The sequence below is a fragment of the Aquisalibacillus elongatus genome (genome assembly GCF_003843875.1).
Classification (GTDB): domain Bacteria; phylum Bacillota; class Bacilli; order Bacillales; family Alkalibacillaceae; genus Aquisalibacillus; species Aquisalibacillus elongatus.
Window position 1 is genome coordinate 291115 of record NZ_RKRF01000008.1, and the last position, 12004, is coordinate 303118.

Annotated in this window: 15 protein-coding genes and 1 riboswitch; of the genes, 12 read left to right on the forward strand and 3 right to left on the reverse strand. The window is 32.0% G+C overall.

The genetic code is table 11. The annotated features are described in order from the left end of the window. The first annotated feature begins 25 nt into the window (after positions 1 to 25). Entirely contained in the window at positions 26 to 382 is a 357-nt protein-coding gene (locus EDC24_RS06620) for an Imm32 family immunity protein (protein WP_124220921.1), read from the forward strand. Positions 383 to 689: 307 nt separating this feature from the next. On the opposite strand, the gene EDC24_RS15150 is transcribed toward EDC24_RS06620, so the two are convergent. After that, a complete protein-coding gene (locus tag EDC24_RS15150) occupies positions 690 to 827 on the reverse strand; it encodes a hypothetical protein (RefSeq protein WP_170158486.1) in 138 nt (45 codons plus the stop codon). Positions 828 to 937: 110 nt separating this feature from the next. Here EDC24_RS15150 and EDC24_RS06625 point away from each other — a divergent pair, with 110 nt between their 5' ends. The 10 genes from EDC24_RS06625 (at position 938) to EDC24_RS06670 (ending at position 10641) form a co-directional block, all read left to right on the forward strand. Continuing rightward, positions 938 to 1495 (forward strand): hypothetical protein, encoded by a 558-nt coding sequence (locus tag EDC24_RS06625; RefSeq protein ID WP_124220923.1) that lies wholly within the window; start codon positions 938 to 940, stop codon positions 1493 to 1495. A 14-nt stretch (positions 1496 to 1509) separates the two neighbouring features. Continuing rightward, positions 1510 to 1890 (forward strand): hypothetical protein, encoded by a 381-nt coding sequence (locus EDC24_RS06630; protein ID WP_124220925.1) that lies wholly within the window; start codon positions 1510 to 1512, stop codon positions 1888 to 1890. A 190-nt stretch (positions 1891 to 2080) separates the two neighbouring features. Continuing rightward, entirely contained in the window at positions 2081 to 2290 is a 210-nt protein-coding gene (locus tag EDC24_RS06635; RefSeq protein WP_124220927.1) for a hypothetical protein, read from the forward strand. Positions 2291 to 2477: 187 nt separating this feature from the next. Further along, positions 2478 to 2561, forward strand: a riboswitch (cyclic di-GMP riboswitch). Positions 2562 to 2789: 228 nt separating this feature from the next. After that, on the forward strand, positions 2790 to 3089 hold the full coding sequence (locus EDC24_RS06640; protein ID WP_124220929.1) for a hypothetical protein: 300 nt from the start codon (positions 2790 to 2792) through the stop codon (positions 3087 to 3089). Between the two features lie 168 nt (positions 3090 to 3257). Then, a complete protein-coding gene (locus tag EDC24_RS06645; RefSeq protein WP_124220931.1) occupies positions 3258 to 3827 on the forward strand; it encodes a suppressor of fused domain protein in 570 nt (189 codons plus the stop codon). A 60-nt stretch (positions 3828 to 3887) separates the two neighbouring features. After that, the gene (locus tag EDC24_RS06650; RefSeq protein WP_124220933.1) at positions 3888 to 5015 is read left to right on the forward strand and encodes a hypothetical protein; all 1128 of its coding nucleotides are present in this window, start codon (positions 3888 to 3890) and stop codon (positions 5013 to 5015) included. 2734 nt (positions 5016 to 7749) lie between these two features. Further along, on the forward strand, positions 7750 to 8106 hold the full coding sequence (locus tag EDC24_RS06655; protein ID WP_124220935.1) for a histidine kinase: 357 nt from the start codon (positions 7750 to 7752) through the stop codon (positions 8104 to 8106). 98 nt (positions 8107 to 8204) lie between these two features. Beyond that, positions 8205 to 8744, forward strand: coding sequence for an SMI1/KNR4 family protein (locus EDC24_RS06660; RefSeq protein WP_124220937.1), 540 nt, complete (start codon positions 8205 to 8207; stop codon positions 8742 to 8744). Positions 8745 to 9096: 352 nt separating this feature from the next. Next, a complete protein-coding gene (locus EDC24_RS06665; RefSeq protein WP_170158487.1) occupies positions 9097 to 9498 on the forward strand; it encodes an RDD family protein in 402 nt (133 codons plus the stop codon). A gap of 147 nt (positions 9499 to 9645) precedes the next feature. Next, on the forward strand, positions 9646 to 10641 hold the full coding sequence (locus tag EDC24_RS06670) for an acyltransferase (RefSeq protein WP_124220941.1): 996 nt from the start codon (positions 9646 to 9648) through the stop codon (positions 10639 to 10641). Positions 10642 to 10644: 3 nt separating this feature from the next. On the opposite strand, the gene EDC24_RS06675 is transcribed toward EDC24_RS06670, so the two are convergent. Further along, positions 10645 to 11022 (reverse strand): hypothetical protein, encoded by a 378-nt coding sequence (locus tag EDC24_RS06675; RefSeq protein WP_124220943.1) that lies wholly within the window; start codon positions 11020 to 11022, stop codon positions 10645 to 10647. Positions 11023 to 11049: 27 nt separating this feature from the next. Further along, positions 11050 to 11184 (reverse strand): hypothetical protein, encoded by a 135-nt coding sequence (locus EDC24_RS15395; RefSeq protein WP_281274501.1) that lies wholly within the window; start codon positions 11182 to 11184, stop codon positions 11050 to 11052. Between the two features lie 252 nt (positions 11185 to 11436). On the opposite strand from EDC24_RS15395, the gene EDC24_RS06680 reads away from it, so the two are divergent. Further along, positions 11437 to 11799: a hypothetical protein gene (locus EDC24_RS06680; protein ID WP_170158488.1), complete on the forward strand. Its 363-nt coding sequence runs from the start codon at positions 11437 to 11439 to the stop codon at positions 11797 to 11799. Positions 11800 to 12004 lie beyond the last annotated feature (205 nt).

Genomic DNA, 12004 nt, shown 5'->3' on the forward strand with positions numbered 1-12004 from the left:
TTAGAAAGAGCAAGGTGATTTAATAATGAAGTCTAGAAGCAAAGAGGTTAGTTTAAAACTAGAGTTCTTTGAGGGTAAGCAAGATGAGGAAAAAGGTATCTTCGAGGGGGGAGTAAAAGACCCAGAATGTTTAGATGAAATAGGTATTGATGTCATTGAAGGAGAGACATTTGACTTAGAAAAAGATGAATTTGTGAGTAATGGAAAATTTGAAGTGCATTTAAAAGGCAGTGATAGAGCATTTAGAGAGTTGGGAAAATACCTCATTGCAATGACGTATTATGAAACAAAAGACCCGAATTATCATGACCATTTTGACAATCTTACTACTTCTAGTGGTGATAATCATATAGACTTGATTGTTTATAAACCAGAGAAGTAAAGACATTAAGAAGTGCATATTAAGTTATGCACTTCTTTTAATTAGTACCCCGTAACGATTAAACTGCTTATTACTTACAGGATAGAGATAACCCTTTTAAGCCCTATTTGTTGCTTTATCAAATTAAAGAGTACGTACAACAACTGTAAATTGTATGCCCTATTTAAGAAAATGTACCTTCTGAAAATAATCACAATATCATCAGTTACCACCATTTCTTTTCACCAAACACCTATCTTCGCTTTCACCCTGCCTTTTAAATTTTTTCGCAACTTTGACGTACATAGAACGATTACTAGAGTGAGGACTACTCCACCTCGATTAACTTCTGAATGCCGATGTCTAACACTTTGCATACCTTTTCTAATATCGATAAATAAAACCTGTCCATGGTTGCTAACTCACGATGTAATAGGAAATAATCTTCGATTGGTACTTCCTTCATCGTTTAAACTATGGCTATAACAATCCGACATAATATCTAGAACGGCTGTCTATCATACAGCAACGACGACCTCTCTAGACGATATCGCAACGGGTGCCCATAATTATTATGTGGCTTTCCGAGACGGCGATGCTTATACGCGATCAGAAATGGTCGGGGAAATTGGCGTCCAGGCCGTCGGTGCCAAAGGATTAGGAAGGGTAGGAAATGCGGCTTCAAACTCGAGGGGCGGTAATAACAAGCAAAGTGGTACAGATGTTGAGGAATCTAAGCCGAGAGTCAATGATGATAAGCGTAATGGAAATGCCCCAAATACTAGTCAAACTTTACAGACACCACCATTAGTGTTGGATTTGCAGTTTTTTAATAAGGGTACGGGTAAAAAGATACATGGTAATTCATTAGATTCTCCAAAACCAACTGATTTATATGTTGTCAGAGAAAATAGAACAGGTGAGATAATCAGATTTGGTGAAACTACACAAGGTTATAAAAAGCGTGGACAACAACATGCAAGAAGATTTTCTAAGCTAGGTATTGAAGTAGAAACAACATTGTTAAAGGGTGGATTAAGTAAACGTGGAGCAAAGTCTTTAGAAACACGGTATATTAGAAGTTATGAAAAAGTATTTGGAAATAAGCCACCTTATAATAAAAGTTACCATTAAAAGGAGTTATAAATATGAAAATTTCCTCAAGACCTCAAACATCAATTAGGATGGTTTCTAAGAAGTTTAGGTTATTATATCCTTTAGAAGATAGACTTAATAGCTTCATTGAAAGCAGTGAATGTGATACAGGAGGGATTGATACATTACAAATATTTTTTGATACTGACTTAACTGACGCTAATGAAGTTAATATTTTAGACCTTAAAGGTGGTATTCTTCAAGTAGAGACTTCTTTAAATTGGGATGAATTTTCTAAACTTGAATTTTCAGAACAACAAGTCGAGTTTATAAATAAAATATACACAGCTGTTAAAAAGGTTGCTGAGGTTTATAGTCTAAGTCCAGGTCCATATGATGAAGTATTTAAAAAACTATTAAACGAAATAGAATAGAAATAATACGGCAAAGCATCCTTAGGGATTATAGAGCATTAATCTATAATGGGAGGAGGAAAACGCCACCTAATAAGTATGTGTTTATAGTCGACTTTTAGGTGGCGATTTTTATATGGATTAATATTTATGGTAGGAAATAAAATGTTTTGAATGATAATCGCTAGGGTTTAGGTCAACACGGAGCCAAATGCTTTATGAACAGTGGACCTACGATGGGGAACTCATCGGTTACTTTGATGAGGATGGTCTCGGTCACCCAGACGCAGGTGGAACGAAAGAACAAGTCTTTTATCAATTTACGGAATTAGGTAGTCAAATTACTGACTATCCAATTTTCATCTATATTGTTACGTATACAACAAATGGAAGAGTAGGGCTAAGATGGGTCAAGAAATAAGGAAGCTATTCCAGGAAGTAAACAGTTATTTATTGAGGGTATTATGGTGGGGCTAAATCAAAAAGTGGTACATCTCTTAATAAAATTAATTAATTTTTGTTGAATAAGCATAAATGAGTGGGAAAATGTTCCGATATAAGTACTGGTTAAGCTCACCAATGATTAATTATACTCAGTCAAAATTAAACTTCGATAAAGGCAAACCCATTGAAAAATGGGGACGCAAAGTCACGGGTCTAAGGTTTCAAACTATGACCGACGGGTTACCGAAAAGGGTTGGATATGTTTTGGAAGTCCATCAATCTTTTTTGGTGGGCTTTTTATATGCACTTTTATAGAAAGGAGGATCGTGACAAAAATATTAGTGAGTGAAAGACTTATAAAATATTATTCACTAAGATTTAGTCATTATAAGTTTATGATCAATTCATAAAACAAGTTACATCAGTTATAGCCCAGTAGTTCTATCTACTAGGTTCACAAAAAGGAGAGTAAAAAAATGAATCAAGTTGAAGTTAAAAGAGTTGGAGTAAAAAGTGTTTTTAAAGTCCTTGTATACTTACTTTCATTACCTTTATCGATATTCTTTGTGGTCGGGATCGTTGCTTCTGTTATAGGAATGTCTACCAGTCAGCTAGATTGGGTGGCGACATTTGGTCCGTTTATCATCATGCCGTTCTTCTTTATTGCATTTTACGGATTGCTTAGCATGCTTATCGCAGCCGTATATAACTTTTTAGCAAAAAGATTTGGTGGCTTAAAATTACAAGTCCAAGGCTTGGAAGAGAAAGCTGAATAACATTTTTAACCTTGATTGGCTAAATGCCTTTCAAGGTTTCTTTTTTTGTTATTAAATTTAATATAAGACTTTTAAAAACCGATATATTAAATAGAATTATTAAAATGAGGGACACGACTCGAATGTCCTAGCTGTATTATACGTGGGGGAAGAAGGGATTAAAAATTAATGGATAATTATATCGACTTTTTAGAAAGTCATCTAGGTGAAATTGAATATGGATGGAAAAAAGACTCTGAAGACAATATACTTCCTTTCCAAATAGTAAAGTATAAAAGAGGACCGTTTTCGGGAACTGTAACTTATTCAACTTTAGGCTTAAGCAAACTGAAACTAATTTCACCTACTTCAAAAAAAGAAATTAGACAGGAGCTAATATTTGTTTCGTACTCTAATTTTGGAGATAAGAATATTCCTGGAATTCTAGAACAAGTAGGATTACAAGCAATAAATAATAAGGTTGCATATTTAAGAGGAGATGTAATAGGTCCGTATGGAAAGATGTTTGAACATTCTAGCTTAGAAGCGTTATATACATCAATTCCTGTATATTTCCCTGAAACTTTCCAGACTTTTAAGATAGAGGGTGATTTGCCAATCATCCAAACTTGGTTATTTCCAATTACGTTCGATGAAGCAATATTTATTAAGGAAAATGGGTGGGATGAATTTGAGAATAGACTAGTGGAAATTGATCCTGACTTAGTTGATTTTAAACGTCAAAGTATTATTTCATAAGTACACAAACTTACAGTGAACTATAAAAAAAACAAATCTGGGATTAAAGGTTGGTTTATTATGAAAGCAAACAAAAAATTAATTATAATTGTAGGTTTATTTATTATTACAGCCACCCTTACTTTTTTGTTTTTTAAAACCGATATAAAAAAAACAGATACTCATTCAATTGACAAATTAGCTCATTTAAAACAACCATCACCTGATGGAAAATACTATTTAACTACAAATAATAAATCAAATGATGAGTGGAAAGAAATATTTATTTATGACTCTAGAACTAACAGTAGAGTTAGTAATTTCGATGTTGAAATAGGGAAATATTCTAGAATTCTATGGTTTAAGGATTCTAAAAGATTTATATATTCTGATTCGAAATCCACTTATTTATGGAATGTAGAAAAAAATAGCGGAAAAGAGATACCTATAGTCGGACACGAATTAAGTCTTAATTCAGATGAAACATTATTAGGTGTATCCAATAACGAAGGGATAACCATCTACGACTTAAATTCAAATTCAATTAAATCTGAGATAAAATTCCCTGAACATTTGTGGCCAAGTGTTATAATAAGCTGGAATCAAGATGGGTTACCTAAATATGTTTCAAGTAATTACTCAAATGATGATGGTAGCACTATTATTAAAATTGATGAGGAACAAAACATACTAGAATTAAATCTTGAAATGACCGATCATGTTTATAATAAGTCAGTTGATAATAAATTCGCTGTATTTAATAAGGACCTTTTATTTTATGACCGTTTAGCAAGTAATTCTACTCACAAATTTGATATAAATTCTGAAGAGACTTCTAAAGTTACTGATAAACCAATGTCTTTAGTTGCATTAAGCCCAGACGGTACCAAAATAGGTAGTTTTATAAATGGTATACAAGTTTTTAATCAAAAAGGTGAGATTATTTACGAAGATGATACAGGGCATTCTTTTGTGAAATTATGGAAGTGGTTAGATCAAGAGACATTTGTGATTGTCTATCAAAAAGTATATGCTTCAGGTCTATTCGGGGATTCCAACCGAATTGAAATACATGATGTTTCAAGAGGAGAAAGGTTAGAGAGAAAATATATCTCAAACCCTACATTCGACAATGTATTTTTCACTAAGGATTCTCAACAAATATTTTCACAAAATGAAGACGAGGTAAATATTTACGACTTACGTTGACTGTTACAAATACAAAGGGGGTTAACTATTGCTAAAGGATATAATAAAAGATAATTATTATGCGACCCTTTCTATAATGATCGGAGTAATGCCTCTTGTATTAATTAAATTTACGAATCACTTTTACATTAATTATTTTATAAATATGCTCCTAACAATATTGTTTTACATTACATTATTAACTCAATTAATAATGACAGTTTTAGCTTTTAAACATAAATCTCATTGGTCATTTTTGATACTTTTAACTATATTTCTTTGTATTAACTTACTAATAGTGATCTCAATATTGTCCTGGTCGGTAAGTTTTTAAAATTTGTATCTAATGAAAATTAAGCAGCAAGTATTGATATATTGCTGCTTGTAAAAAAGAGGTATAGTTAAATGATCCCCTTTAGTGGCAACATAGGCAATAAAACTAAAATTGTATTACCTATTATTAGTATCATTTTTGGCATCCTTTTTAATGTATTTATATATATTGACTCATATGTATATACTTCAGGTGTTTTTGATATTATTAATTCTTTATTTGCTGTGATATTATATCTTTTTCAAATTATTTCATATGGTATGGCTGTCTCAGAAAAGCATAACTTAGGATTATTAATTATATGTACAGTAGTGTTATCTTATAATACATTAATAGCATTAATGTTTATTATGGTATTAATACTTTTGTAAGAAAAGACTTATTATCTCCAACTAAAGTTATCAGTAGCCTATAGATGAATTTGTAGCAGTTAAAATGATAGAAACAACTGGATGGAGAGGGAATTGATGAGATCTTATTTAAGTAAGTCTTCATTGACCAAAAGTTACCTATATTCCACTAGTTCAATACTTATGGCATTTTTATCTATATTATTGTGGTACAAAGGTATGAGTATTACAACAGATGTTCCATATAAACCATACATAGAGGTAAGTATAGTTCTTTATGTTGCTCACATATTTTGTTTTCTTAAAGCAGTAAAAGTTAAAGAAAATAAGGTACTGCTATTAATTAATTTAATTATATATAATCTTTTACTAGTTTTAATTATTACCTATGCATTTATGATTAGTTTTAAATACTGATTGCAGTTAGATCCAGATCATACACATGCAAGCCCATACGTTGGCGCGAAGGTATATCCTAGATTCATTGTGTAAGGCGGTGAATTAATGTTGAAAGAAAAGTTTTTAAATCGCAGTTGTATTTATTCAATCTTCTCACTAGTTTTGTCGATTTTATCAATTTATTTGTGGTATAAATCAATGGAACTAACATCTGAGGTTTGGTATATGCCTGTTGAGCTAAGTGTAATATTATATGTTGCCCATATATTTTGTTTAATTAAGGCAATAAAATTAAAAGAGAACATTTTATTGCTAATTATTAGTTTAGTAATAAGTATATATAATCTATTATTAGTTTTGATTACTATATATTTTTTCTTTATTGGTATTAAATACTGATAAATTTAAATGACTTACATACTTTTATCTGAGGGTATAGGAGGGATTGTATTTGTTCATCACATACATCAAAGATAATCTTTATTCACTTCTATCTTTGTTATTAGGGGTATTCCCGTCAATTTTACTTAGTGTTTTAGTTACCTTTCAAGTTACCAATTTTTATTGGGGCCTCATAATAACAACCTTATTTTTTACATTTATTCTAGTACAGTTAATATTACTTGTTTTAGGTTATAGGCATAGGTCTAATAAAGTAATGTTATTTATAGGTTTATTGATATTTCTATATAACATGCTTATCATATTATCTCTTGTGTCCTTAGGTTTTTATTAATAGATAATTAACGATTGATTGTGCAGCCTGATCTTTCGAACTAAGTATGGAGGTAATATATGAGTCTTAGGATTAATAGGAAAAAATACAAACAAAGCTTGTTATCAATACTTCTAGGTACTGCATCTATTATATTTTATTTTTTAATGTGGGGTATAGATAATTTTTTAACGCTGTTTTTCTTTCTTTATATCATTTCCTATTTAGCACATATAATTTTATTTATTAAGGCAGTAAAACATCGTAATAGCTTAATTACATTAGGTTTTAACACTATTATTAGTTTAATAAATCTTCCCTGTTTAATAGTCATATTAGTTATGATTTCTATAGGTATAAGAAATTAAGATATAAGATTAGATAATATTTCTCAGCAGTATTGGATCTTTTTAAAATGGACGACATTAATATTGATAAATTAACGAATTTTTAACGGAGAGCAGTATGAACACGATCGTATTGCCTTTACCTAAGAACAGGGTGTGATATTTATAGTTAAATTAAAATCAAATTGGACAATCGGTTTATCAGGTATAGTTGCCTCATTTCTAATTTTTCTAAAAGGAATTGATTTCTATGCCTTGAGTATCGTAGCTTTAACTTTACTTGTTTATATAACCCTTGTTTACTCAAGAGAAATAAGATCAACTATCTGGACTGCATTCTTTGTGTTCTTATTTGTTCATACTTTTTTCTATATAATTTATTTTTCCAGTGCGGGGTTAATTGGGATATATATTAATTTCATTATCCAGCCTCTAGTTTTAATACCATTTATCATCACTTGTTTTAAATTACACCCAAGACATATGAAACAATACTTTATGATCCTGTTAGTAACCTCGCCTTTATTTTATACACTTTTACTAGGCATAATTGATCGTTTCATACGTTAATAAAGTATAATTATAGTTAAAGACACTAGGAGGGGCTGAAGTGGATGAAAAAAAGCAACTGTTTGAGCAATTAAAATCTATTAAAGATTATTGGGTGAAAACTTCATTAGAAAGTTTAGATGAAAATGCTGACTTAATTTGGTCTGATTATGAAGAAGAATATAAAAAGTTGCAACATTTATTTGAAAATGATGAAGAAAAAGAAGCATATGAGAGAGTATTAGACGAACTGATAACAGGAACTATTCACTCAATATTAGTAATGATTGATGGTGGAGATGACTTAGCAGACAAATATACTGTTGATTTAGTAGTTGAAAAGAACAACAAGACATTGAAAACAAATGGCGCTTTAAATGAGAAATTTTATGATTATCTACTTGATGTAGATGATTAAGAAACAAGTACAACAAGAAGCGATTTTAGATAAGGATTGTTAAAGTGAAGCTTTAAATGACGATTATAACTTTCATAGAAAAATGACGGAGGTGTTTTATGATCAACATACTTTCAAATAAAGGATTTAATGAAAATGAGCTAGTTGCATTTTCTGAAAAGGTTGGGTATGAGTTGCCAGATGATTACATCGAGTTTTTGCGGAAACATAATGGAGGTTATGTAGAAGATAGTGTTAGTACTTATTATAGACATGGTGAACAAAAATTTATTTTGACATCTATGTTCGGACTAGGGTCGGAAGATGATTTATTTACCCAATTTGAATCATTCAAAAATAGAATACCAAATACATGTATATCAATCGGAAGAGATGCAGGCGGAAATTTGGTATGTTTAAATCTATCACAATTTAAATACGGTTATGTTTACTTTTGGGATCATGAAGAAGAACTTAACTATGAAGATGGAAAAATAACTATTAATGATCTGTATTTTATTGCAGATTCATTTAAAGACTTTTTAAATTCTATTGAGAGATATACCATAAATGAATCAGATTTAGAAGGATATGAAGTGAAAGAAGTTTGGATAGACCCAGATTTTCTAAAAGAGTTAGAAAACAAATCAGATAAATAGACTACAACTTAAAATCGGTCTGCTTTGTACTATACACAAGTTATTAATTACCAAAAGTCCTGGTAACAATTTGTTCAAAGGTGTTGAACACATGATTCCAAGAAAAAGAACTTATTTATTTTATTAATTACCTTATCAATCCTATTATTTATCGCCATTAAAAAACAGGAGTTCGGGACGTATCATTTATTCAATATTTAGTTAGAAACTTGTTTCGACCCATCGACTATTTCGCTTTTTGGGGCTTAATACCATTGTTTATTTTTAAAAAGCGGCTTGGGGATTTTCTTTCAAAGACTGAAGTTAGACAATTAGGTTCGCAATAATGGCTTCTCTCGGTAAGGGTGGTTTTATGTCGAAAAATATAGAGACAAATAGGATGTTGGCTTTCATCGTTGACTATTTTTTAATGACTTTACTTGGAATTATTTTGGTTCTTCTAATACTCCCGTTTGTTTCAAATGATCAATTTCAAGTTACAAGCAAAGTCAATACATATTTAAATCTTGTAGTTTATTTAACACCTATTTTTAAAGACTCATTTTTCAAGAGAAGTATTGGCAAAAGAATTTTTGGGTTAGAGATTTATGACGTTCAAGGCAATCCTTTAAACTATTGGCAAGTATTAATTAGAAATGTCACACTGCCAATTTTAATAGTTGAAGTGATTATTTTGCTTAGTAGAAGTGACCGAAGAAGGTTAGGAGATTTGTTAGGTGGCACTTATGTGAGTTATAGAGGGGTTCACAACTAGTTAGTTTTTTTACTCACCAAATAACATCAACAGAATCCCCCATATTAAAATTCCATTTCAAAAAGTTTAAATAAGTGTTATTTAGGTTTTATTGCGTTTTGATAGGCTATACAATGGCTAGGCAACTTTTAGAGTGTGGTGAATAAGATGATTCATTATGCAATGAACCTAAGAGCACTAGCTATTTTTGGTGTTTTATTAATACATGTCTCAATGAAATTTGTATTTGGAGAGGTTGGAACTTACCAATGGTGGGTAGGTAATGTGTTTGATAGCCTTGCTAGGTGGTCGGTTCCAATATTTTTTATGTTAAGTGGCATGTTACTTCTTGATAAAAATGAAACCTATAGAGAAATTTTAAGTAAACGTGTCATTATGTTATTAATTCCACTCATCGTATGGACTGTACTATTTTCTTTTTGGGAAAGCCGGTTCACCTTTACAGATGTGTCGGTCAAAGAAATACTGGTAAACCTGTTTGAAAACGATACTAAGTATCATTTGTGGTACTTGTATGCAATTATTGGGTTGTATCTAGCACTTCCGCTATTTAAATCAGTTATAAAACTAGTAGACAAGAGAGATCTTTACTTATTTGTGCTGATCTCATTTACAATAAGCGCAATTGTTACAGCGATATCTAAGATTTATGGATTACAAGTTGCTAGTGGTTTTGAATATATGCTGGGTTATGGCAGCTATTTGTTGCTAGGCTATATTTTAGCAAATAAAGACTTTAATCTAAGACAAGAATACCTCGTTTATGGAATTAGTTTTGTGGCGTTATTAACTACCATGATAGGAACTTGGTACTTCAGCTTGATTCAGGACGGCGTTGTTGAAGTGTTTTATGACTATTTATCTCTGACAACACCGATTATTGCAATGGGAGTTTTTCTGGCCGTAAAGAGATTCGGCAATAAGAAGCCATCTCCAATCATTAAACTTTTAGCGAAGTACAGCTTTGGTATATATTTAATCCACCCAATCTTTATCGATTTATTCGATCGATTATTTAGTGATACTATGGTGGAGCAACTGCCAGTGATTTATATGATTATAGTTGTAGGTTTAACAGCTTTATTGAGCTTGGTTTCAACTTTATTGTTCAAAAAGATTCCACTTATAAAGCGTATTGTTTAAAAGCTAGCGGGTAATTTCTGCTAGCTTTTTATTGTTTTCAACAATTTCAGTATCTTGAGTAGAAATTTTACCTAAGCGCAATAAAATTTCATCATGAGCTGTAAAAATTCCAGCATCTATTGCAGGAATTTCTTCTAAAACCGATAAAATTTCAGCATCGGGTGAGAGAATTTCAGCATCGCAACATAAAATTTTGATAAAGTGGGAATTTTGAGCAATGATCGCTATGGCAGTGAGGAATTTCAGCATCCGTGGGTAAAATTTCGCCAAAGCATGTGAAAATTTCAGCATCGGGTGAGAGAATTTCATGATCAAGCGAGTATTTGAAGCAATGATCGTTATGGCAGCGACGAATTTCAGCAACCAGGGTAAGAATTTCATCTAAGCACGTCAAAATTTCAGCATCAGTCATAAGAATTTCGTGATCAAGCGAGAAAATTTCAGCAGGGTGGCTGCACACCAGAGAAATTCAGCAACTAGAGCTGAAATTTCACCAAAGCTCATCAAAATTTCAGCATAAGAGTTAAAAATTCCGCCATCCATCTCAAAAATTCCACCTTAACTATCAAAAACTTTAGCCAACACCCACCCAAAGTAATATAATAGACTCGAGGTGACACGATGGCATACATATCTTGGTTTAAAAAGTTCGGCTTAACAGCGGGGGCGATTCTTCTGTTCTTCCCGGCGCTCTTATCGTTCGGTGAAGCGGGGCGGACGGGCTCGAGTGACATTCTATTAATCTATAGTCTGATTATAGGCTTCCAGTGCTTAATCTTCGGTTTGTTCGGACTGTTGAATAATGTCGGGCACAAGACACTGGGCGTTGTGGCGATCACGCTTTCGATCATTGGTGCGGCATTTCTGATGACGAATCATACGCTATCGATGTTAGAAAATATGGGTAAGGTCACGTTTGATGTCATATTTGAACCTGAGCTAATGGGGGTTGGATTTTTTGCAGTCTTCTTTCCGCTAGGTTTATTTCTGCTTGGGTTGACGTTGGTAAAGCTTGGTCAAAAAACGTTAGGCCTCGCCCTGAGTGTCGCAACAGCTATCATGTTCACAGGCCTTATTCTAGCGCCATGGCTGCACCACACGGGCATCATGGCAGTCGCTATAATTTTTTTCATTTTATCAAAAAAAGATCGTTTTTAAATTTTCTTACCAAAAACTAACCAAACTTGCACAAAACTAATTAGAAAATGCGATTTTCCCCTAGAGAAAATCGCATTTTCGTATCTTTTACAAAACAATTTTCTTGTAGTATAAAATTAGTGCCAAGGTTCATTTGTTAGTCGGAACAGGTATTCCATGGTGGTCTTGGGGAAGATCATTTAATCAATCACTCTTTTTTACCTTG

What these genes read in the sequence shown, in the direction of transcription:
- EDC24_RS06620 (WP_124220921.1), top strand. Translation starts at nt 26, where the DNA reads ATGAAGTCTAGAAGCAAAGAGGTTAGTTTAAAACTAGAGTTCTTTGAG.
- EDC24_RS15150 (WP_170158486.1), bottom strand. Translation starts at nt 827, where the DNA reads ATGAAGGAAGTACCAATCGAAGATTATTTCCTATTACATCGTGAGTTA.
- EDC24_RS06630 (WP_124220925.1), top strand. Translation starts at nt 1,510, where the DNA reads ATGAAAATTTCCTCAAGACCTCAAACATCAATTAGGATGGTTTCTAAG.
- EDC24_RS06635 (WP_124220927.1), top strand. Translation starts at nt 2,081, where the DNA reads ATGCTTTATGAACAGTGGACCTACGATGGGGAACTCATCGGTTACTTT.
- EDC24_RS06640 (WP_124220929.1), top strand. Translation starts at nt 2,790, where the DNA reads ATGAATCAAGTTGAAGTTAAAAGAGTTGGAGTAAAAAGTGTTTTTAAA.
- EDC24_RS06645 (WP_124220931.1), top strand. Translation starts at nt 3,258, where the DNA reads ATGGATAATTATATCGACTTTTTAGAAAGTCATCTAGGTGAAATTGAA.
- EDC24_RS06650 (WP_124220933.1), top strand. Translation starts at nt 3,888, where the DNA reads ATGAAAGCAAACAAAAAATTAATTATAATTGTAGGTTTATTTATTATT.
- EDC24_RS06660 (WP_124220937.1), top strand. Translation starts at nt 8,205, where the DNA reads ATGATCAACATACTTTCAAATAAAGGATTTAATGAAAATGAGCTAGTT.
- EDC24_RS06665 (WP_170158487.1), top strand. Translation starts at nt 9,097, where the DNA reads ATGTCGAAAAATATAGAGACAAATAGGATGTTGGCTTTCATCGTTGAC.
- EDC24_RS06670 (WP_124220941.1), top strand. Translation starts at nt 9,646, where the DNA reads ATGATTCATTATGCAATGAACCTAAGAGCACTAGCTATTTTTGGTGTT.
- EDC24_RS06675 (WP_124220943.1), bottom strand. Translation starts at nt 11,022, where the DNA reads ATGAAATTCTTACCCTGGTTGCTGAAATTCGTCGCTGCCATAACGATC.
- EDC24_RS15395 (WP_281274501.1), bottom strand. Translation starts at nt 11,184, where the DNA reads ATGGATGGCGGAATTTTTAACTCTTATGCTGAAATTTTGATGAGCTTT.